Source organism: Spiroplasma phoeniceum P40 (genome assembly GCF_003339775.1).
GTDB classification, from domain to species: domain Bacteria; phylum Bacillota_I; class Bacilli_A; order Mycoplasmatales; family Mycoplasmataceae; genus Spiroplasma; species Spiroplasma phoeniceum.
Map to the genome: position 1 here is coordinate 1,009,606 of NZ_CP031088.1, position 21,516 is coordinate 1,031,121.

The 21,516-nt window shown below is 25.1% G+C and carries 26 protein-coding genes, 3 pseudogenes and 1 riboswitch; of the genes and pseudogenes, 14 read left to right on the plus strand and 15 right to left on the minus strand.

Annotation, left to right across the window (positions count from 1 at the left end; all coding sequences use genetic code 4):
• The first annotated feature begins 21 nt into the window (after positions 1-21).
• The 6 genes and pseudogenes from SDAV_RS06320 to SDAV_RS06340 all read left to right on the plus strand — a co-directional run.
• The gene (locus SDAV_RS06320; RefSeq protein WP_114564928.1) at positions 22-237 is read left to right on the plus strand and encodes a hypothetical protein; all 216 of its coding nucleotides are present in this window, start codon (positions 22-24) and stop codon (positions 235-237) included.
• A complete protein-coding gene (locus SDAV_RS06325; protein WP_114564929.1) occupies positions 237-443 on the plus strand; it encodes a hypothetical protein in 207 nt (68 codons plus the stop codon). The genes SDAV_RS06320 and SDAV_RS06325 overlap by 1 nt, the downstream gene beginning before the upstream one ends.
• 143 nt (positions 444-586) lie before the next feature.
• Positions 587-733, plus strand: coding sequence for a hypothetical protein (locus SDAV_RS12040; protein WP_186823331.1), 147 nt, complete (start codon positions 587-589; stop codon positions 731-733).
• Positions 690-1,742 (plus strand): hypothetical protein, encoded by a 1,053-nt coding sequence (locus SDAV_RS06330; protein WP_151202509.1) that lies wholly within the window; start codon positions 690-692, stop codon positions 1,740-1,742. The genes SDAV_RS12040 and SDAV_RS06330 overlap by 44 nt, the downstream gene beginning before the upstream one ends.
• Positions 1,709-2,335 (plus strand): DUF3688 family protein, encoded by a 627-nt coding sequence (locus tag SDAV_RS06335; RefSeq protein ID WP_114564931.1) that lies wholly within the window; start codon positions 1,709-1,711, stop codon positions 2,333-2,335. The genes SDAV_RS06330 and SDAV_RS06335 overlap by 34 nt, the downstream gene beginning before the upstream one ends.
• Before the next feature lie 200 nt (positions 2,336-2,535).
• Positions 2,536-2,850 (plus strand): annotated as a pseudogene (locus tag SDAV_RS06340) (transposase); the annotation flags it as partial.
• A gap of 195 nt (positions 2,851-3,045) precedes the next feature.
• Here the strand turns inward: SDAV_RS06340 and SDAV_RS06345 are convergent.
• Positions 3,046-3,255, minus strand: a complete 210-nt coding sequence (locus SDAV_RS06345; RefSeq protein WP_114564932.1) for a hypothetical protein — start codon at positions 3,253-3,255, stop codon at positions 3,046-3,048.
• A gap of 14 nt (positions 3,256-3,269) precedes the next feature.
• Positions 3,270-4,670 carry a BMP family ABC transporter substrate-binding protein gene (locus tag SDAV_RS06350; protein ID WP_114564933.1) on the minus strand — a complete coding sequence of 467 codons (1,401 nt, stop codon included), beginning with the start codon at positions 4,668-4,670 and terminating at the stop codon, positions 3,270-3,272.
• Between the two features lie 84 nt (positions 4,671-4,754).
• Positions 4,755-4,854: riboswitch (purine riboswitch) on the minus strand.
• A 540-nt stretch (positions 4,855-5,394) separates the two neighbouring features.
• On the opposite strand from SDAV_RS06350, the gene ispG reads away from it, so the two are divergent.
• On the plus strand, positions 5,395-6,465 hold the full coding sequence (ispG, locus tag SDAV_RS06355; protein ID WP_114564934.1) for a flavodoxin-dependent (E)-4-hydroxy-3-methylbut-2-enyl-diphosphate synthase: 1,071 nt from the start codon (positions 5,395-5,397) through the stop codon (positions 6,463-6,465).
• 32 nt (positions 6,466-6,497) lie between these two features.
• On the opposite strand, the gene SDAV_RS06360 is transcribed toward ispG, so the two are convergent.
• Together SDAV_RS06360 and SDAV_RS06365 are read right to left on the minus strand one after the other, a co-directional pair.
• Positions 6,498-6,971: a dual specificity protein phosphatase family protein gene (locus SDAV_RS06360; RefSeq protein ID WP_114564935.1), complete on the minus strand. Its 474-nt coding sequence runs from the start codon at positions 6,969-6,971 to the stop codon at positions 6,498-6,500.
• A 2-nt stretch (positions 6,972-6,973) separates the two neighbouring features.
• Positions 6,974-7,900: a deoxyribonuclease IV gene (locus SDAV_RS06365; protein WP_114564936.1), complete on the minus strand. Its 927-nt coding sequence runs from the start codon at positions 7,898-7,900 to the stop codon at positions 6,974-6,976.
• Between the two features lie 79 nt (positions 7,901-7,979).
• Here SDAV_RS06365 and SDAV_RS06370 point away from each other — a divergent pair, with 79 nt between their 5' ends.
• A complete protein-coding gene (locus SDAV_RS06370; protein ID WP_114564937.1) occupies positions 7,980-8,960 on the plus strand; it encodes a hypothetical protein in 981 nt (326 codons plus the stop codon).
• On the opposite strand, the gene SDAV_RS06375 is transcribed toward SDAV_RS06370, so the two are convergent.
• The 6 genes from SDAV_RS06375 to greA all read right to left on the minus strand — a co-directional run bounded on the left by SDAV_RS06375 (position 8,957) and on the right by greA (position 13,942).
• Positions 8,957-10,243 carry a YitT family protein gene (locus tag SDAV_RS06375; protein ID WP_114564938.1) on the minus strand — a complete coding sequence of 429 codons (1,287 nt, stop codon included), beginning with the start codon at positions 10,241-10,243 and terminating at the stop codon, positions 8,957-8,959. The genes SDAV_RS06370 and SDAV_RS06375 overlap by 4 nt on opposite strands.
• 104 nt (positions 10,244-10,347) lie before the next feature.
• Positions 10,348-11,886, minus strand: coding sequence for a cytoskeletal motor fibril protein Fib (fib, locus tag SDAV_RS06380; RefSeq protein WP_114564939.1), 1,539 nt, complete (start codon positions 11,884-11,886; stop codon positions 10,348-10,350).
• Between the two features lie 279 nt (positions 11,887-12,165).
• The gene (locus tag SDAV_RS06385; RefSeq protein ID WP_114564940.1) at positions 12,166-12,408 is read right to left on the minus strand and encodes a hypothetical protein; all 243 of its coding nucleotides are present in this window, start codon (positions 12,406-12,408) and stop codon (positions 12,166-12,168) included.
• A gap of 63 nt (positions 12,409-12,471) precedes the next feature.
• A complete protein-coding gene (locus SDAV_RS06390; RefSeq protein WP_186823332.1) occupies positions 12,472-13,026 on the minus strand; it encodes a hypothetical protein in 555 nt (184 codons plus the stop codon).
• A complete protein-coding gene (locus tag SDAV_RS14060) occupies positions 13,008-13,139 on the minus strand; it encodes a hypothetical protein (RefSeq protein WP_281268776.1) in 132 nt (43 codons plus the stop codon). The genes SDAV_RS06390 and SDAV_RS14060 overlap by 19 nt, the downstream gene beginning before the upstream one ends.
• Positions 13,140-13,471: 332 nt before the next feature.
• Positions 13,472-13,942: a transcription elongation factor GreA gene (gene greA, locus SDAV_RS06400; protein ID WP_053391013.1), complete on the minus strand. Its 471-nt coding sequence runs from the start codon at positions 13,940-13,942 to the stop codon at positions 13,472-13,474.
• A 131-nt stretch (positions 13,943-14,073) separates the two neighbouring features.
• Here greA and SDAV_RS14655 point away from each other — a divergent pair, with 131 nt between their 5' ends.
• The 5 genes and pseudogenes from SDAV_RS14655 to SDAV_RS13310 all read left to right on the plus strand — a co-directional run bounded on the left by SDAV_RS14655 (position 14,074) and on the right by SDAV_RS13310 (position 17,532).
• Positions 14,074-14,274 carry an N-6 DNA methylase gene (locus SDAV_RS14655; protein ID WP_222611532.1) on the plus strand — a complete coding sequence of 67 codons (201 nt, stop codon included), beginning with the start codon at positions 14,074-14,076 and terminating at the stop codon, positions 14,272-14,274.
• Positions 14,275-14,286: 12 nt separating this feature from the next.
• Positions 14,287-14,752, plus strand: a pseudogene (locus SDAV_RS14435) (hypothetical protein); the annotation flags it as partial.
• Entirely contained in the window at positions 14,745-15,149 is a 405-nt protein-coding gene (locus SDAV_RS06415) for a hypothetical protein (protein WP_114564943.1), read from the plus strand. The pseudogene SDAV_RS14435 and the gene SDAV_RS06415, both read left to right, overlap by 8 nt.
• Positions 15,149-15,385, plus strand: coding sequence for a hypothetical protein (locus tag SDAV_RS06420; protein WP_114564944.1), 237 nt, complete (start codon positions 15,149-15,151; stop codon positions 15,383-15,385). The genes SDAV_RS06415 and SDAV_RS06420 overlap by 1 nt, the downstream gene beginning before the upstream one ends.
• An 11-nt stretch (positions 15,386-15,396) precedes the next feature.
• Positions 15,397-17,532: pseudogene (locus tag SDAV_RS13310) on the plus strand (spiroplasma phage ORF1-like family protein).
• A gap of 26 nt (positions 17,533-17,558) precedes the next feature.
• Here the strand turns inward: SDAV_RS13310 and SDAV_RS06430 are convergent.
• The gene (locus SDAV_RS06430) at positions 17,559-17,984 is read right to left on the minus strand and encodes a lipoprotein (protein WP_114564945.1); all 426 of its coding nucleotides are present in this window, start codon (positions 17,982-17,984) and stop codon (positions 17,559-17,561) included.
• A 116-nt stretch (positions 17,985-18,100) separates the two neighbouring features.
• Between SDAV_RS06430 and SDAV_RS06435 the strand changes: the two genes are divergently transcribed.
• Positions 18,101-19,201 carry a DDE-type integrase/transposase/recombinase gene (locus SDAV_RS06435; RefSeq protein WP_114564946.1) on the plus strand — a complete coding sequence of 367 codons (1,101 nt, stop codon included), beginning with the start codon at positions 18,101-18,103 and terminating at the stop codon, positions 19,199-19,201.
• A gap of 226 nt (positions 19,202-19,427) precedes the next feature.
• On the opposite strand, the gene SDAV_RS06440 is transcribed toward SDAV_RS06435, so the two are convergent.
• From SDAV_RS06440 to SDAV_RS06455, 4 genes are all read right to left on the minus strand, one after another.
• Positions 19,428-19,646 (minus strand): hypothetical protein, encoded by a 219-nt coding sequence (locus SDAV_RS06440; RefSeq protein ID WP_114564947.1) that lies wholly within the window; start codon positions 19,644-19,646, stop codon positions 19,428-19,430.
• 185 nt (positions 19,647-19,831) lie between these two features.
• A complete protein-coding gene (locus SDAV_RS06445; RefSeq protein ID WP_114564948.1) occupies positions 19,832-20,137 on the minus strand; it encodes an MMB_0454 family protein in 306 nt (101 codons plus the stop codon).
• Positions 20,138-20,168: 31 nt separating this feature from the next.
• Positions 20,169-20,726, minus strand: coding sequence for an elongation factor P (gene efp, locus SDAV_RS06450; protein ID WP_114564949.1), 558 nt, complete (start codon positions 20,724-20,726; stop codon positions 20,169-20,171).
• 141 nt (positions 20,727-20,867) lie between these two features.
• Positions 20,868-21,515 carry a hypothetical protein gene (locus tag SDAV_RS06455; RefSeq protein WP_114564950.1) on the minus strand — a complete coding sequence of 216 codons (648 nt, stop codon included), beginning with the start codon at positions 21,513-21,515 and terminating at the stop codon, positions 20,868-20,870.
• Between the last annotated feature and the right edge of the window lies 1 nt (position 21,516).

Here is a 21,516-nt window from a genome sequence, read left to right on the forward strand (position 1 = left end):
ACAAACGCATCTTATGAACAAATGATATATATTAGAGAAATTAAATTAACTGAATTTATTATTAAGTTAATTAAATATGATAATGCTATTTTAAACAGTAGAACATTCAATATTAAAAATATTGATGAGTTAATTGTTGATGTTAAATTACCAGTAAATGCCACTTTAAACAGACAATTAAAAAATGATGAATTTATTATCAATGCTCCTAATGAAGAGCAAGGGGGACAAGAATAATGTTAAAACCATCAGAAAAGATGTTATTACAATTAAATGATGAACCAATTGACTATTCAATTGATAATATCCCCCTAGATTTTGCCAGTCAATCACAATATAGCGACCCTGACTTAGAACAGTTATTTACTGAAGACCGTGCAAGAACCTTATATATTTATAAAATTAATAATCTCTTGTTAAGACAAAGGAAAAACCAAGCTTAAACTACTCTCAAAATAGCGTTAAAATTGGTTTTATTGATAAAGATGAATATATTAAAATTACTGGTTATGAAATTAGTGACTTTAATTTTAAATTACAAATTCAGCAAAATACGACAATCCAAGACAACAGTACAAGTTATATAATGATTGATGAAAAAGATGTTTTAATTAATGATATTTCAAAACAAGACAAAGAATTTTTAGAAACATTAGACTTAAAAATAATTTCTATTAATGAACCAATTAGTGAAGACAATAAAAAATGAATGTTATATCATTGAAGAATATAAACACCCCTATTCATTAGAGGGGATTGATATTATTAAATCTATGCATTTAATTAAAATAACTGACTTTAAATGAAAAAACCAAAATAGCATTCATTTAGTATTACAAAAATCATTGCTTGAAGACACGGTATTTACTGGAATTGAAATTAAATATCCTAAATCTATGTTATTTGGTAATATTAAATGCTGAGGTAATATCAATGGTGTTTATTCTTATCCCTCATCAAATATTGAAAATGCTAGTTTAGTACCATTATTATCAATGCCAATTGAAACAAACCCTAATTTAAGAGTATTTCAATATTGATTTACCGAAAGTTTTTTACCATGAAGTATTGCTAAAAACTATATTAAAGGTAAAGATATATTAGGTTTATTAGATATTAAAGAATTAAATATTTTTTTATTAAATTATTTAACATATCGTTATAATTATGATAGAAAATTTCAAGGAGCAAAATATGATGAAAAAGGTAATCCTACTAATAAAGCAGCAGAATTACGCCAAAAATTCGAAGGACAAAAACCCGAAGATGTAATTGATGGTTTATTTGAAAACTGAAAATTAGATAATTATAAATCTTTAAATGATAATGCTGTCAAAAGATTTAAACAAATTATTTATATGTTATCAAACTATACATATAGTAAATACGCAATTAATAAAGGTTATAATGATGATGTTAAATTATTTGCTCCTTATTATTTTGAATTAATTTCAACTCCTAATAAAATAGAAGATGGTTATTGAGAATTTAAAGATTGTAAAGTACTATTAAATTCATCATATTTTATTTTTTCTGGTGGACCTACCCCACCTAAAAATTACTGAAAAGAAGTTTATGCAAGTGAAAGACCATTTAATGAAGTTGATAATAGATATTATTTTGTGGTATGGCGTAGTGATAAAAATGATGATTGAAAAATTATTAAATTTAACAATAATGAAAAAATAAAAGATGACATCCAAAAACTTTGGATGTACAAAATAATATTAAACTTTGCTTAACTAACTATGCAGAAATTCCAATTGATATTGATTTATCGATTGATGCAAACGCAATTAATCGTTGAAAAAATGATAATGGTACATATATAAAATCAGTTTATCGTTGAAATAATGACAGTGAACCAAATACACCAATTATTGACCCAAAAACTGGACAAATTACTGATTGAAATTTAAAAAATCAAAATAATATCAATAAAAATGATGAAATTAAAGTAACTGTTAAAAACAAAGATATTTCAGAAAACTCCATTTATCAACTAGAAGCAAACTATTTTAATTGATTATCAATAACAAATGAATTAAAAACAAATAATATCCCTTCCCTTATTCCTGCTGAAATTAAATTATCAGATGGAGAATATGGTAAGTATTTAACTAATTTAATTGTTTCTAATTTAGATAATATTAAAATAACTTTTTATAATTATCAAAAACTATTTAATTTAAATCAAATTGAATTATCTGCTATATGGGGTTATGGAAATTATGATATTACAATTTATACAGAAAAAGAACAAATTAATATTAATAATTTACAATTATTTAATAAAAATAATGAAAAATTATCATTAATTACATTAGAAATATAAAAAGTCATTTTCAATAAATGACTTTTTATTATGTATTAACTTTTACATTGCCATCTTTATCAATATCTAAATTAGGTAATTTTTGTTCTTCATTATTTCAACGATAAACTGATTTTATATATGTACCATTATCATTTTTTCAACGATTAATTGCGTTTGCATCAATCGATAAATCAATATCAATTGGAATTTCTGCATAGATTGTTATAAATAATAATTTAATTGGAAAAATAAAAGGAATAATAACAGATAGAGGTAAAGAATTTAGTGAATGACGAGAAATGGAAATATTTGCTGAAACACAAGTATATTTTTGTGATGCTGGTAAACCTCGTCAAAAACCTTTAATTGAAAATATAAATGGTGAGTTTAGAAAATGATTTCCTCCTGGAACTGATTTTAATAATGTTAGTCAAAAACAAATTGATTGATTAGTTAATAATGTAATAAATGAAAAACTCCGATCGTGTTTAAATTGAATAAGTACTAAAGAAATGTTTTTGCAGAATATATAAACAATAAATATTTAAAAATGTATATTAAATTATAAAATATGTCATTAAAATAATAAGATATAAATTTATTTGTGTAAAATTTAATAAATGCTTTTTTAGTGTGCTTAAATATGGATAAAATAAAAGAAAAATTAAAATATTTTAATTTTTTTTAAATTTATGGTTGATTTTTGTAATTTTTATTATATTACTTAATTAATAAAGATTTGTTACACTTCATTTTACATAATTCATTTTTAAAAAAAATAACCGATTATCTGCCAATTCACGCCATCTTTTTGATTTTTTAATTTTAGGTAATGGTACTATTAGCCTATTGTCTAAAACTCTTTTTGAATCATTTTTTTCAACAAATGTTATATCTTTAAAATCTTTACTAAGGTTATTTAAAAAATCATTTTTCATAAGCCTTAAGAAAATTATAACACCTTTTCAATTGCTGCTAATAAATATGTTTTTAATTTTGTTTGTGTTTCATATGTATTTTGTAAAGTATTTGTAAAATTTTGTGCGGAAATTGGGGCATGATTATCAATTCCACTTTTGTAAACATATTGTAATATTTTTACTATCTTATCAAACAAAGTATCTTTGCTATGATCATCAGTTGTATTATGTAAAAAATCAACTAAATCTTGTTTAACTCATTTTGTTGTTTCAATCCCTGTTCAACTTGGATGGTCAAGAGAAGTTTGGTCAGTATTAATTCAACAATTACTTGTTTGTTTTGTCTCATCTCATATATTATTTTGTGCATCATACCCACATTGTGCTGAATAAATATTTTTTAATGCATCAAAAGTTGAAGTGGCAATTTGTTTTAAAGCACTAGTCACAACATAATTTTCGCCATAAATTTTAGATTGTTCGGTATCAACACCAACTATCTTAGCATTGACTTTATTAACTTTAATTTGATTAATTGTATCTTGAACTTGTGCACCAGCAACCGGAAAAATAATACGAGCGCCACGATCTAATAATTCATCACTAATAATTTTGCCATCACCAGCTTGAAATGATTGTGAAAATCATGATTCATTCTTTTTTAAAACATTTTGTACTTTAACAATTGATTGTAAAGTTGTTATTTCTGGATTAATATTTTGGACTTGGTTTAATATATCATGTTTTATATTATTTCATTTACTATTTACTGAAGAATTAATAATAGTATTAAATAAATCAATTCCAACTAAAAAACCTCACATATAATTTGAAACAGCAACTGGATTATCCATCCCACCATAACTACCAACTTTTAAGTGTCCATTATATTCGTTTTGGTGCGCATTTAAATAAATGCTTGTTGCTAAACTCGCATAAAAGCCAGAAGCTTCAGCTTGATAAATAATTCCAATAATATTTTTTGCTAATGGTGCCTTCTGGTCCATATTAAGATGAATGTTCTGACTACTTCCATCAATATAAATAATATTATCAAGTAAACCCGCTGCTCAACCAATGGTATTACCATGGTTGAAACCAGGTAAAACTAGTGTTTTTGTTCCTGCAATTGAAGATGTAATATAAGCATTTTTATAATCACCAGGCGTTTGACTAACTGATTCAAAGTAACTTGCTCGTCAGTTTGAACTTTTTCAATTTTGTGGTGGAACAATTTGATTTTTTTGTGCAAAAACATATTTACTTGCTCCCTCTCATGCGGATTGATTAAAAGCAAGATCATTTACAGTTCCCCCATCAGTAATAACCCAAATACTATTATCAAAATTATACTTCTTTACACAAGCAAAAACACTGCTCACTGAAGTGCCAATGATACTTATCATCATCAAACTTTGTAAAATTCGTTTCATATTTTTTGCTCCTTTTTTACTTAATTTTTGTAAAAACAAAAAGATCAACCTGGTTTTTCATTAAAATGAGTGGTTAATGTTTAAAAAGCAAAAGCATTAACCTATAGCGTCTTTTTCCAATGGTAAGACGTAGAAACACTAGACCATATTACTAGTATATACAGGTATATCATTTATTTTTATACTTATATCATAACTTCTTTTTTATCAAAAAGCAATTAAAATAAAAAAACAACCCGGGTGAGATTGTTTTTTAGGGTATCCATGAAGTATAAGATAATATAATACAAAGTATGGTCATATTGATAGGGCTAAACTTGTGCTGTTTATTATTAATTTAATAAAAGTACAATTTTTATACTTCCATAGACATTTATTATTATATAGTTCAAAAAATAAAATTCAATAAGATTTAAATAACTTTTTAGATTTTTTTAAATTTGTTGTACTTTATTCTACAATTTACATTTTAGAACAAAATTGAAATAAAATTAAAACAAAACAGCGTAAATAATGAAAAACTAATTTTAGTCTTGTATTTCTTTGCATTTAGTCGTATGATTATTTTGAAATTATTTTAAAGGATTTAGGTAACAATTTTGTAATAAATTAAAGTACTGGGTTGTTTATTAGTGGAATTTTAATCCCCTACTGGTGTTTAGAATTTCCCCCACCATTTACAATAACATACCAAAAAGATTAAAAAGACAAGGACGTGCAAAAAATGAATAAACGAAATAATACACGAAAAGTAATGGTTGGTAATGTTCAAATTGGCGGACAAAATAAAGTTGTTATTCAATCAATGACTAATACAAAAACACACGATGTTGAAGCTACTTTAACGCAAATCAAGCAACTATATCAAGAAGGTTGTGAAATTGTTCGAATTGCTGTTTTAGGAAAAGATGATGCTGCTGTTTTAAAAACAATTGTTGAACGTTCTCCTTGTCCATTAGTTGCAGACATCCATTTTAATTATGAATTTGCTTTAATTGCTGCTGATGCTGGTATTAGTAAAATTAGAATTAACCCAGGAAACATTGGGAATATTGAAAATACAAAAAAAGTTGTCGAAAAATGTCTTGAAAAAAAGATTCCAATCCGAATTGGGGTTAATTCTGGTAGTTTGCCATTAGATCTTGTCAATAAATATGGTTGAACTCCTAAAGCAATGATTGAAAGTGCTCGTCGTCATATTGAAATTTTAGAACATCTTGGTTTTTATGATATTATTTTATCTTTAAAAGCAACCGAACCATTAATGGCAATTGAAGCTTATACCTTAGCTAGTAAAGAATGAAATTATCCTCTTCATCTAGGGATTACTGAAGCTGGTAGTCATCATACCGGAACAATTAAATCATGTAGTGGTTTGTCACCGCTTCTTTTTAATGGTATTGGTGATACGATCCGAATTAGTTTATCAACTGATCCAATAGCGGAGGTGGAAGTTGCTAAACGAATGTTAAATTCATTAGGACTTTATGATAACATTGTTGATGTAATTGCTTGCCCAACATGTGGTCGTTTAGAATATGACCTTTTCCCCGTTGTAAAAGAATTAGAAGAATATACAAAAGATTTAAAAATTCCATTAAAAATTGCCATTTTAGGTTGTGTTGTTAATGGTCCAGGAGAAGCTAAACAAGCTGATTTAGGAATTGCTGGTGGTAAAAATGGTGGAATTATTTTTAAAAAAGGTAAAATTTATAAATCATGTAAACAAGAAGATCTTGTTCCAGAATTAAAACTATTAATTGATGAATATTATCAAGAATGACAACAAAAATAAACGTTAAAAAACTAGGTAATTACCTAGTTTTTTTAATTCGAAATTAAGTGACTATATGGAAACTCATTTAGCAAAAAATCAAACCAACCTGGATTTGGATTAATATAGGGATAAATTCGTTCAAATTGCTCCAATGCACTATCAAAGTCATCATGATTAATGTATCCTTTTGCTACTAAATACATAAAAACAATTGATGCACTACGGTTAATTCCTCAAACACAATGAACATAAATTTTTTTATTTTTAATATTATTATCAATAATCTTTAATGCTTGAATTACAATATTAGGATCTAATTCTTGTAATGTTGGATAATCCTTAAAATTAAAATAAACATGTTTGTCATCAATTCAAAGATATTCTTGATTATCATTTTTAATATTATATTTTTGAATTTGTTTGCGATAAATTTCTTCAGCACAACTAATTACTAACGCAGCATCTTGTGGAACACTATGACGATCACCAAGATACAAATTATCGATAATTTTCTTTGCGGACATTTTTATTCTCCTAAATCTATTTTTATTTTACAATTTTGTTGAAATGGGTCAGTAAAATGTTTTGCCTTAATCATCGCAATTTCATCCTTATAAGGAGCAAATGCATGATTCTTTTCTCCTACATATGGTGTCTCTAAAATCTTAATTATCCCATCTAATTTAGGATGATAAATTATTCTTAAAAGGGTTTCAAATCCCAAGTAACCATAACCAATGTTTTCGTGCCGATCTTTATGGGAATTTAAAGGATTTTTACTATCATTAATATGTAAACATAATAACCGGTTTAAACCAATTAATTGATCAAATTCTATAATAATATCATCTAATGCTTTTGTCAAGCGATAACCAGCATCATGCATATGACAAGTATCTCAACAGATTCCTAATTTATCATTTAATTTAACATTATCAATAATATATTTTAGTTGTGTAAAATTTGTTCCTAATTCGCTTCCTTTACCAGTCATTGTTTCTAAAGCAATTTTTGCTTTTTGATTAGGTGTTAAAACTAAATTTAATCCTTCAATAATGCGATCTAATCCAACTTGTTCTGGTGCACCAACTGAGCTTCCAGGATGTAAAACAATTGTTTTAATTCCAATTTCATCAGCACGAGTAATTTCTTTTTTTAAAAACTCAACAGCTATTTCAAAAGTACTAGGATTAGTTGTGTTTGCTAAATTAATAATATAAGGAGCATGAATAATAATATTATTAATATCAAAATGATGTTCTTTTAATTGTTGATAAAATTCTGGAATAAAAAATTGCTCCGTACTAACGCGAATAGTATTTTGGGGTGGTCCTGTATAAAACATCATTGCATTAGCATTATTATTTAAACTTTCATTTAAAGCACCAAGCAAATAATTTTGCTGCTTGTTCATACTAACATGACTTCCTATAATTAAATTATAATCTTTCATTTTAAGGTCTCCCTTTCTAATTAATTTTATAATATCATATATAAGATAAGAAAAATAACTTATTTATGAAAGGATCAAAATGATTAACAAAAAAAACATTGAAAAAATTAAACTAACAATTAATCAAATTTACCAAAAAATTATTATTAAAAAGAATGATAAAATTGTAGCTTGACAAGGAATTAATCTATTATGCTTGTTAAGTTTAATTTTTAATTTTTTGTTAACAATTTTTAATTTTGTTGCAGCATATAACCTACATTTTACTATGCGCAAAGCTGTCTTCTTACCTCTTGGTATTGTTTTTTTACTAATAACTTTAATAAATTTTATCTTATTAATTTTTGTTAAAAAACATCAGAAAAGATTAATTAATCAACTTAAAATTAATTTAAATAAAACATTATTAATTAATATCTATAATTATATCTTTAAGACCATTTTTAAAACATTAACAATTAGTGATATTAGTTCCCAATGAACAATTACACCGAATAATCTGCCACACTTATCTGATTTTAAAGTAAATGACAATATTATCATTGGCCAATATCGCGGTTATAATTTTAACTTTGGTTCTATTAATCAAGCAACAACTACGGTTGTTGATAATCTTCAACCAAATTTAATTCCGAAACCTTATAACCTTCAATATTATCGTTATTTATTTTTAACAATAACTGTTCCTTCTCTTAATGATCAAAATTTTGAAATTACACGAAAAAATAAATATCAAAAAAATAACTTAATTTTTGATAACTTTTTTTGATATGACCAAACTAATACCGATTTAACATTAACTCTTAAAAACCTTATTCTAGAAAATATGACAACAACAAAAATGATCCCAAATATTAAAGTAACCAACCAAACATGATCATTTCAATTAGCAACTAGTGCAATAAATCATAGTAAAGATAATTATAATAGTTTATTAAATATTAGAATTACTTTAAATGAAAAAGTCATGTTAAAGAATATTTTACTAATGCTAAAACATGACTATGAAATATTACAAAAAGGGTTTGTCTGATTAAATTTAATTGCACAAAAAGATTAATATTTATCTACTTTATAATTAGCAATAAGTTTGTCTAGTTTATGAGCTAAAATTTTAGCTTCTGGATCAGAAACAATAATCGCAGCTTTAATTTTCTTATATTCTAAAACTGAGGTGGAAACAATAATCACTTCATTATTAAGATCATTTCCTTCATAATGATCACGTGCTGGTAAACGAATAATATCATTAGGATAATGAACATATTGTAACCCTGAGACAATAGCATCTGCTTTTGAAGTAATAACCATTAAACTACGATATTTAAATTTCGGGAAGATAATATCAATTGTAATTGCTTGTACTACGACAAATAAATATGAAGCAAATAAGGCAGGACCAAAGAAGTATTTAATTTTATGACTAGTTAAATCACTACCATATAAACCACCATTATCAATTTTAAAACCAAGGCGTTGAATTTGATCAATATGTGCTGCTCAGTCTTTTCCAAAATAAATACTTGTTAATTCACTACGACTTAATAATGTTGTGTGAATTGCTAACATTACAACAATAATAATATAATTAACAATTCGATTATAATTAGCAATTGAAATTTTCTTTTTAGATGAATAATAAGCAAAAACAAAATCAGTTCCAGCTGTTGATGCTCCCCCCTTATAAACTAAGCCATAAGCAATTCCATTTAAAATTGCTGCTACCGCTGCAAAAACAAATAATCAAATCTGGTACATTCCACCATAATTACTAAAAATATTTAAACTATTATAATTAACAATAAAAAATAATTCTTGCGGATTAATAACCGGGATATAAGCAAATGCAAAGTGAAAACCATTTTGCAAACCAATATAAACAATTGTACGAAGAGAAAAACGAAGTCCAACTTTAATGACACCAAAAATAAATAATGGGATATTAAACACAAAATAAAAAACTCAGTACATACTTGTTTGCATTTGTAACTGATCTTGGTTTGGTCAAATTCCAACCGCAATTCCACGGGCAATCCCTCCAATTCCACTTGGAGTAATCCCATTACTTGTTGTTGCTGCAATAAAGTAATCATAACTAGCCATTCCTAAAAAAGCAGCAAAAATAATATAAGCATAATCACGGAATAAACGTGATTTAAAATAATCTTTAAAACGTAAATTAAATTCTTTTCGTGAAATCCGTTCACGACTACGGGTTTTTCTTTCCGTTGTTTTTTCTTTAGGATAAAAATATGATGGTTTGTTTGTAATACTATCAGAGTTAACTCCAGTGTTGTTACTATCTCCTTCTGCTGTTAATCTTTTTTCTTCTTCGTTAACCATTCTTCGTTATTTCATACCCTTTCTTAACCTTAATTATTACTAATAAGTATAACATTATTTAAAAAATAAAAAACAACCAAAAGGTTGTTTTTTAATAAAATTAATTATTCACTTTTTAAACGAATTGTAACTTTGAATGAACCAACTTTGATTGGATCATAATCATTTCTTGTAATATCAACTACAGTATAATCTCGTTGTAACTTTTGGTTTAAAGTTCCAAATTTAACACCTCTGTTTGCTCCTTTGTTTGAAGGAATAAACACTGGAATTTTTCGATAATCTAATGCTGGAATTGTCATATAAACAACAATTTGTTGATATGGTGAGTCAACATCTTTCAATGCTTCATTTAAGTATTTAACAAATTCATTACTTACTAATTGTGTTCCAAAGTTTTTATCTTCCACAAATTCATGTGATTGATTATGGGTAATGTAAAACGAAACTTTTGCATCACAATTTACTAATAAGTATTTTTGTTGTACTGTTGCACCATTATATGTATATGATGATTTATCTTGACATTTTTCAGCAATTGCTGCTGCTATTTCATTTGCAACTGTTTCAATTTTATATAATTTTTCATTATTTAAATCATATTTTGCTGATTTATTTCATAATAATTCATCATCATTGACACGAACTTGTTCTAAAAATAATAATTTACGTAATCACTTTTTAGGAGCATTTTTTCATTCATCTTCCCCTAAAATTACTTTACTTGGTCCTTCTGCTTCTTTTGTTTTTGAACGCATTACTTGAATAATATCTAATGCAACAGGATTTTTTTCTTGTTTATCAACTAACATTAATGAAGGCCCAAACCCTGATAATACTTTATGTGTATTTGGTTTAAATAATTTAATTCATTGGTCATGTTTAATTTCAAATAATTCATTAATTGAATCTAAATCATCTTGTGAAGATTGTGATAAATCAATAATATAATTTGAACTTAATAAGTTAAATAATCTTCTTAATAAATATTTTAATGTATTAACTGTTTCATACATTTTCAATTTATGAATTGGATCATTATCTCATGGTGATAATGCATTATTATAAATAATTTTTAAAGCAATATAATTAATACTTGATTTTTTAGCAACTTGTGCAATTGCCCCTGCTTCAGTATCAATTACATCAATAGTATGCCCATATTTATCAACCATTTCCTTAAATTGTTTTGAGTTATAAATCAGCATATCTGCTGTTCCAGTAACTCCTTCTGTTAACCCTAATTTAAAGTCTTTAACAACTTTAGCGAATTCACCATCGAATTGGAATGATTCAGGTTCATTAACAATTTGTCCATATTTAATATCTTTAAAAACTGTTAAGTCAGCATCACGATAAATAAATTTTGTTGATATTGTTGTGTCTCCTGTGTCATGCTTATCGTTTGTTGACAATGCTAAGTCTACATTTAAAATTGTTTGTAAACCAGGATATTTTTCTAATAAGTAAGTAATTGCCATTGCAGCATTTGCTTTACCATATCCTACTGTTGATATAATGAAAGTTTTTCCATGGTATTTAACATGTTGAATTACACAGTTCTTTCACCAATATTTTTTTACTGTTTTAATACTGTGCTTATCTTTCATCGTGAAATATGCTGTTGAAATTACGCCGATCATTTATTTTCCACCTCTATTTTCATATTTAATTTCTAAAAATTGTTTATTTTTAGTGCATCTTACTATAATTAATATTTGATTATATGCAAAATACAACTATGACTATTCTATCGTATTTTGTCTTAATTATCAATGACAAATATTAATGTTTTTTATTTTTAAAATAAATAAAAATTATTTTTTGTAATTAAATTTAAAATAAAAATTATTTTTATTATAATTAAACATTATACATATAAAATTTCACTACTATATACTATTCTTATTTTATCATAACTGTTATTTAATTACTGTTTTAATTTTTTTTATTTTTTGATAATAATCATTAAGTTTTGAATCTTCATTTATATTTTTATATTCTATTTTTATTCCAAATTGTTTAGTTGCTTTCTTTTGTTCTTCATTTGATGAAATAATCATAATATTTTTATCTTGATTTTGATGTGAAGTATTTGCAATTGAAGTTGAAATACTAGGTCCAATAATACTAATCATTCCATATAATGATAATATTTTTTTCATTTCTTTTTTCCTTTCAATTTGAATAAAAAAGTTGCAAAAATAATGTTGCAACTTTTTTATTAATTATCCTTGTGCTTTTTCTGTTAACTCATTAACTTTCTCTTGTGCCGCTTTTAAGTCACCTTCTAAAGCAGTTTTCTCCTCAGTAACTTTTTCTAAATTAGTTTCAAGCTCTTTTATTTTTTGTTCTAAAGAAAGTTTATTTTGTTCACTATCTGCTAACTTCGCTTTTAACTGAGTAACTTCCATTTCCAAAGTAGAAGCTTTTTCTTGTGATTCTTTTGTTAACTTACTAATCTCTAGTTTTTTTAGTTCTATCTCTGCTTTAAGACTAGTATTGTGACTTGTTGCATCAGCAATTTGTTTTTCTAATCCTTCTTTAACTTGCTGCATCATCTGTAATTGTATTTCAAGAACTTTCTTACTTTGTTCTAAAACAGTTTTATCTTCCTCACTAGCTGCTATTTTCTTTCAAAGTAAATCAATTGTTGAACTTAATTCTTTAATTTGTACTTCAGTATCATAAATTACTGGAATAAAATCTCTTAATTTTGGTTTCCCAACATTAGTAGTTAAATAATTATCCTTTCAATCAAAAATTATCCGCCATAATTTCATTCTCCTAATAATTTACTATTATTTTCTAAATTGTAAGGATACATTGCATATCCTGCTGGAATAGCAGTTGATCCAATTGTTAGTGTACTTAATAAACTTAAAAGTTTTTTCATTTTTTTATACTCCTTACTTTCTTAGGCAACACTAAGATAATTTTATGATATCCTCAAAACAAATAAAATAATTTTCCGTTTTTAAATATTTAATAATATTTTTTTGTAAATTATAATATAAAGTGCAATAAATAGGTACAGATACTCTACTATTTCAGGTAGCATGGATTCTATTTGAACTGGATTGGGTAATGCAATGATGAAAGTTAAAGATGCTATTAATGTGTTATTACAGTTAATAATCTTCAAAATCATTAATTTACAATTTATATTTTTTGTTTTAGCAAAAAAATTATATTGACAATGTCAATACAAAATTGTTTTTTTATTATTTATTCTACAGTTAAAATTTTAACTTTATAAGGTTCTTGAATTCCCTTAATTTCAACTAAATCTCCAGCTTTTTTGCCAATAATAGCTTTTGCAATTGGTGATTCATTTGAAATTGTATTTTCAAAAGGATTAGCTTCAACAGCACCAACAATTTTTAATTCATATTTTTTATTAATCAATAAATTAGTAAATGTTACTGTACTTCCCAATTTAATAATTCCTGTTTTTGATTTAACTTCCTTAATTTCTTTTGCTTTTGTTAATAGTGATTCAATTTCTTTAATTCGTCCTTCAACTTCTGCTTGACGGTTTCGTGCTGCATCATAATCAGCATTTTCTGATAAGTCTCCCTGTGCACGAGCTTCTTTTAACTCTTCAATAACTTCGGGACGAATAACATTAATTAAATTATCTAATTCTTCTTGTAAGTCTTTAATTCCCTCTTTAGTTAACAAAATTTCTTCATTCATGGTGTTCTCTCCGTTCCTCTCTGTTTTTTAATTACAACAATCATTATTATACCTCAAAAAAAGCAATAATAATGGGATTTTTTATTTTTTATCAAGTAATAAAGCCTTAATTTTTGTTGCAATCATATCAATTGCATTGATGCCTAATTGAAGCAGAAAGGGATATCATTGATGATGCATTTGAAATTTTTATAGGGCATGCTTTAAAAGGTGGTCAAGGACAATTTTTTACACCAAGAAATGTAGTAAAAATGATGGTTGAAATATTAGATCCAAATGATGAAGACTTAATAATAGATCCTAGTTTTGGTAGCGGTGGTTTTTTAATTTAATCTTTACGATATCAGCGTGAGGGTATGATTTGAAATAATATTCGCCAGTTAGCAAGTGGAATTATTATTCCAATTTTATTGAAAAAACCCGTTGCTAAAAAAGGATTTAATTTTTTTAATCGTTTCTTTATTATGCGAATGGGAATTTTTCAAGATATAACGGATTATGAAATTTGAAAAACAAAATCAGTAGAACGAACAGCAGAAGGTAAAAGAGTAAAACATAAGTCGGATGTTGGGTTAGGAATTCGGTTTTTTAAAATAATTATTCCCCTTGAATTCGCTAATAAGTATGATAGTCAATGGTTAAAGTTTGTGCGTGATTTAAAGAATGATGAAATTGTTAATAAAAAAAGAATATTATTGGTCAGAAATCACAAAATTAAGAGTTAAAGAACGATTGGAGTTATTTGATATTGATATTTTGAAAAAGAATTTAAAACCTAAAAAAGAGAAAGGAAATAGTAAAGATGATTAATTTATTAGTTGAAAATAATAATAGTAATTGAGACAAGATTTTTAGTTTTGTTTTTGATATATTTTTGTTTATTTTTGATGTAATTTGAAATACAAAATTACCGATGACAAATACGTCAATTGCTTATTTTTTAATCTTTTTTATGGTTATTAAGTTATCGATTTATGCAATTCACGGCACATCAACACAATATAATAATTTATTTTCAACAGTTAATAATGGTGTTTCACAAGTATATTCGTCAACAGTTCGCGGTGTTTCTGATACTAAACAAGGTATGCAAAAACATATTAAAGAGCGTAAACATTTTAAAATTAATCGTAATAAAAAACAATTATCAAGTTTAGCAAAACAAGCAAAAACAAGAGAACAAGGATATAGGAGAGTGCATAAGTAATGATTAAATTAGTTTTATTGGTGGCGGCGATTGCGATATTTGGAACTGGTTTTATTACTGCTATTGTTAATCAATTTACATCAGCAAAAAATATTATTATGGATTTATATAATTCTGATGCTTGGTTGTTTTGATTATTTGGCAGAATGGCAGTTTTGTTTAGTCATCCGTTAATGTTAACAATATCGAGTTTATATATTGTTGGGTTTATTGTTTCAAAAACATTGTATAGTTAGGAGTTGAGTTTATGAAAAAATCGTTATCTTTATTTGCCATATTTATTTTAAGTTTTTTGGGTTTGGTTATTCCATTTATTACTTTAACGGCGTTTAGACCCTTAAATGGGGAGCATTATATGCTTAAACAAGAGAATATTACTGGTAAAGGTATTAATGAAACTGATTTTATTAATACAATGTTTTTTACGCAGTAGTTTTTTTGAAAATTGGTCGGAAACAAATTATTTTATTAATCCAACTTTAAAAACATCAAAAAATTTATTGTTTAATGATAAATGGTATTTGGATTTTTTACAAGATAGTTATTCAACCGGAGTTGTTTATGATGAACCTGATGAAATATTTTTGAATTATTATCGACAATGACATAGTTTAAAAAGTCGATATATGGTTGAAAAATTTTATGATGTTAAAAGGGAGAATTTTTTGAATGATTTAACTGATTTTATTTATGCTTTTGCCGTAAAATATAAAATGTTTCATGTATCGAAAAAAAAATTGTCGACAATGTTGACCGCTATAAAGAAAATCATTATCCAAGAGTTAAATAATAAATGATATTTTTATGTTCGTCAATTTGGTAGTGAATATATATATATATATATATATATATATATATATATGAAAAATTTTATTTTGATGATAATTTTATAAAAAATAAAAATACACACTGACAACATTTAAAAAATGGAACAGATTTTATATGAAAAAATAATTCTGTTTATTGTTTTAATGGAAGCAGTGAACCACAAATACCTATTATCGACAAAAACACTGGTGAAATTACTGATTGAAATAGTTATCAACAAAATCGCGTAAAAGAATTTATTTCTTTATCTTTAACTGCTGTTTTGCGGGAAAACATTAGAATTCAGCAAGGTGGTAGTGCGGATTATGAAAATCCGAATAAGGTTTGTGCAAAGCGGATAATTTTTGATTTTGAAACGGTTGACGAATTGGATGTTAAAAATGTTAAAAAAGCAATTTATCGAATGATTTTGACTGTTGATGAAGCAAATTTAATTATTTCGGGTAGTTTGGAATTAAATAATATTAATAATGATGATTTAAACTTTAATTTTAATTTTATGCGAACGGGAATGGGTGAAGTTTTTAATTTTAATGGTTCAGTTTATTCATCATTAAATAGTAAAGATTTAAAGTATTATCAACAGTTTAGCGGTCAGTTTGATTTATCTAAGTTTTTACAGTCGTTTTTTGCAAGTGCATTGGTGCCAGTGTTTCAAAATCGTAGTTCGTTTATTGAAAATGGATATATTGATAATTTACAGTATGATACTGTTTTAGTTAACTTTTTTGCTTTGAAATTACAAAATTTTAATAATATTTTGTTGAGTAAAAATATTAACGATAAATTACAATTTGATAAATTATTAAATAGTATGTTTAAGATTTCACAGAAATTTTATACTAATTATTTACGTACGATTTTTGATTTAGAAAATAATACTTATGTTCAAGGTTATAATAAAAAATATGGTTTATTAATAAATAATGGTTTTAAAATTTATCCACGATATTTTTATTTTTCTGATAAATATAAGCAATTAGATATTAAATTATATTCAGCATTTAAAAATCGGTTTTATACGATTAATAATTATGGTAGTGTTTTTAATTATGATTTTTCGGTTGCTAATAATTATGATATTAATTCAAATTCGGGTTATGTTTTTGAAGATGCTTTAAAAGATAAATATGGTTTAAATTATAAAAAAATTGAAGAACAAAAAATCGGTTATAATGTTTTTGAATTGCAAGCACAAAAAGAAAATGATATGTACCGATATTATGATTTTAATTTTGGAATTTATAACTGACAAGAGATTAATAATGGTGGTTTGTTCCCCGATAAACAATGATGACAAGTGCAATATGTAACGCCAGAAGGTTGATGAGATTTTGGTGCTCATATTAAAAATGCGGTAATTTGAATTGTCAACACTATTTTTGGTGTTAAACAAGTTAATGAATTAGCGAGTGGTGTTGGTAAGGTTTTTGAAACAGTATATAGTTTTTTTAGTCAAATATTTGAAGTATGAAAATTTAATCCAGCATTGTATAATACAATAACAAATATCTTTTTATTAATTATTTTTATGAAATTTGTGCGATTAATATAAAAAAGGAACTGAATAACAGTTCCTTTTTAACCTTTTCAATCAGTAATTTCACCAGTGTTTTTGTCGATAGTAGGTATTTGTGGTTCACTGCTTCCATTAAAACAATAAACAGAATTATTTTTTCATATAAAATCTGTTCCATTTTTTAAATGTTGTCAGTGTGTATTTTTATTTTTTATAAAATTATCATCAAAATAAAATTTTTCATATATATATTCACTACCAAATTGACGAACATAAAAATATCATTTATTATTTGGTTTTAAAAATTCATTTTTTCTATTATTAAAATTAATTAATTTTCAATTACTATCTTCTGGTGGTTGTTGTGCTTTTGTTGTTGGTGCAATAGGTTTAGTATCTTTTTTATTTTCTTTTTTGCAACTCATTAGTGTTGTTGTGCTTGTTGCGGTTAATCCGATTGCTCCTATTATGCTAAGTATTCTTTTCATATAGATTGTTCCTTTTTATTGTTTTATATATAATTGATTTTATCACATATCAATTATATATCAATTATTCGTATTAAATATTAATTTTATATATTTTTGATGGTAGGTGTAAATTAATGAAATATATTATTAATAATTTTAATTTGTTTGATTTACAAGCAAAATTAAAATATTTTTTAAGTAAAAATTATAAAAATAAATATTATAAAAGAATAAAACAAAAAATATTTTCATATATTAATTTGTGTAATGATTATTATAATGGTAATTTTTTGTTGAAAGATTTAATTAAAAAATATTTTAAAAATAAGTTTTCAACTTTTTATTATTGAGCGAATAAAATTTTAATTGCATATAAAAATAATGATTTTGCTGAATTATTATTAAAGTCGACAATTCCTAATAATATTAATTATCAATATAGTGATGATATTCGCAAAATTATTTGTGATTTATATTTTGAATATTGTAATAAACATGCTGGTGGTGTTTTATCTTTGTTTTATAATTTAAAAAAAAGAATTCATGGAGAAGAATTAAAAAATAAAGCACCAAAAAATTTAAAAACATTTTTTCGTTGACTTAAAAAAGATGAAAGATGATTAAAAATAAAAAATAAAATTAAAGAAATTAAAAAACAACATTCAAGATATGAAGTTAAAGAAATAGGTTTGTTACAGATGGACGCTAAATATTTTGTACCAAGTAAATTTCCAGTTGATAAAAAGTATTATGTTTATGATTTTATTGATGAAAAAACAAGATTAGCATTAGGATATGTTTATGATAAATTAAGTACTGATAATGCTATTGATGCTTTTAAAAAAGCAATTAGTGATTTTAAAAATACATTTGGTATTATAATAACACGGATTAGAACTGATAACGGTTCTGAATTTATTAATAATTATCGTAATAATCAAAAAATTAGTGTTAAAAAGACTAATTTTACTCAATTTTTAACAGATAAAAATATTTTGCATCAAACAACACCAGTTCGCTCTCCACAGTCAAACGGTAAGATTGAAAGATTTCATCAAAATTATACTAAATTATTTGTATTATTATTTGTATTTGAAGAAAAAATATTAAATGTAGTTAGTTTACAGAATAAATTAAATGATTATTATTATTTTTATAATTTTGAAAGAGTACATAAGTCTTTAAATTTTCAGACACCATTTAATTTTTTGAATAGTTTAAGTTTAATTAAATAATTTTAAATTATTAAGTTTTTGTGTTTAAACTAAATAAGTTTATTATATTTTAATTAATTAATTAATTAATTAATAATATGTAAATTAACTCATAAAATATGTTATTAAAATAATAAAATATGTATTTATTAATTAAAATTTAATAAATTATTTTTTAGTGTGTTTAATTTTATATTTTTTATTTATTTATTTTATGATATTTTTTTATTATAAATAAATATTTTTATTATTTTTTTTTTTTTTTCTTGTAATCTTTAAAATGTGTGTGGTATAATATAAATTTATTATTTTTTATTAATTTTGGTAAAAATTTATCATTACTTTCTCTTTTCTTTCTTTTGCAATTTTCTATATCATTTTTTTCATAACTACTAGCAGCAATAACAGTTTGCATTGTATTTTCACTGATAGTTAATACACATAATAAACTTAGTAATTTTTTCATTTTGTATTTCCTTTCTGAAATTGTGATAATTTTGTTATGTTGCTAAATTAATAATTGATAAATTTTTAATATAAAATAATACTATCATTGAAAGCAACCAGAATAAATAAAAATTTGGTAATAACTTTGCAAGGTATTACCAAATTCATAATATTTTTTTCTATAGTTACTTCGCTATTAAATTATTAATGATGATAAGTGATACTAATATTTTTTGGTTTAATTTGTAACGAATAACTTAATTCTTTCATAATTGCTTCATTAATTTCAACTGTTAAATCATTTAGGTTTTCTTTTGCCATTACTTTTCCACTAATATAAATGTGCAATAATGAATTATCAATCATGTGACATTCAACTTTATCTGCAAAATATTGGTGAGTCATATCACGGATTGCATATAAAATAATCTTTTTAATTGTTAATAAACTAACAACAATTGTCCCACGATGATTATTTTCAATTGTTAATTCATTAAAATTATTATTCATCTTCAATCTCTCCTTTTATAAATTGTTAAAATTAAGCTCGTCCGGAATATTTTCCATCACTAGTTGAAACAGTAATAACTTCTCCTTCTTTAATAAACAACGGAACCTGTAATTCTCAGCCAGTTTCTATCACTGCTTTTTTCATTGCACCAGAACTAGTATCACCTTTTACTGCTGCTTCTGCCTCAGTAACTGTTAGATCGACCTTATCTGGTAAAATAATTTCCAATACTTCACCATCATATTTGGTAACAGAAGCCATTACTCCTTCTTTTAAAAAGTTTTTTTCTCAAACTAAATTAGTTGAGGGAATTTCTAATTGCTCATAAGTTTGCTTATCCATAAAAATGACATTCGTACCATCATCATATAAATATTGCATTTCAACCTTATCAATCATTGCTTTTTCAACTTTATCACCACCAGTGAAAGTAATATTTGTTGTTGCATTGCTACGCAAATTTTTAACTTTTGTTTTAACATGTGCTTGCCCACGACCAGATTTTGAATGTTGTGCTTCAATTACTACGTAAATATTACCCTCATATTGAAACGTTAATCCTGGGCGGAAATCGTTTACACTAATCATCTTCTTCTTCCTTTTCTATTGTTCGTAGTTTAATTATATCGTAATTTTAAACAGATAGTTATTAAAATCAATAAAAAGGAGAAAATTTCTTTTAAACAAATTTTCTCCAAATATTTTAATTTTATAAAATTGTAAGGTAACCTAAATATTAATACGATTTTCACCACGATATCGATTTGAGGTTGATAACGTCTTAATAATAACATAATCATTTTTTTTAGTAATTGCAAAATGACGGGGTGAGAAATAAAATTTTGGATTTAAGATAGCAAAATAAACCATCATATTCTCAACTGGTAAGACTTTTAACACTTTCGCTTCATAATTAAATGTAATGGTATCTAATGCAAGTGGTTGGGTTTGATATAATGTTATCGAAATAATATTAGTTTTATCTGCAAAATGGATACTATTCTTATTAGCAATAATTTGTACTCATAATAATGCTGTCTTTGCACCGCCACTTGCTAGTGGTTGTCAAGGTAAATCAGTTCACGATTTTGAAATGCCATCCTTGTCATAATAAATAAATTTTAATTCCGCATTTGGAATTTCACCATGATATTCGTTTGTTTCTAATGCATCATAAACTGCATTTTGAAATATCGTTTCAGTTACTTTTGTGGTTGGTTGTTGTGTTTCAAAAACAGGAATTAAAGCTAATTCACTTTTAAATAAAGATAACGAAATTTTACTACGATCACGCGTTTCCATTCTAACACAACTGACAACAGTCGCAGGAATACTAATAACCATTAAAGCCGTAAAAGATGTTAACAACTTTTTCATA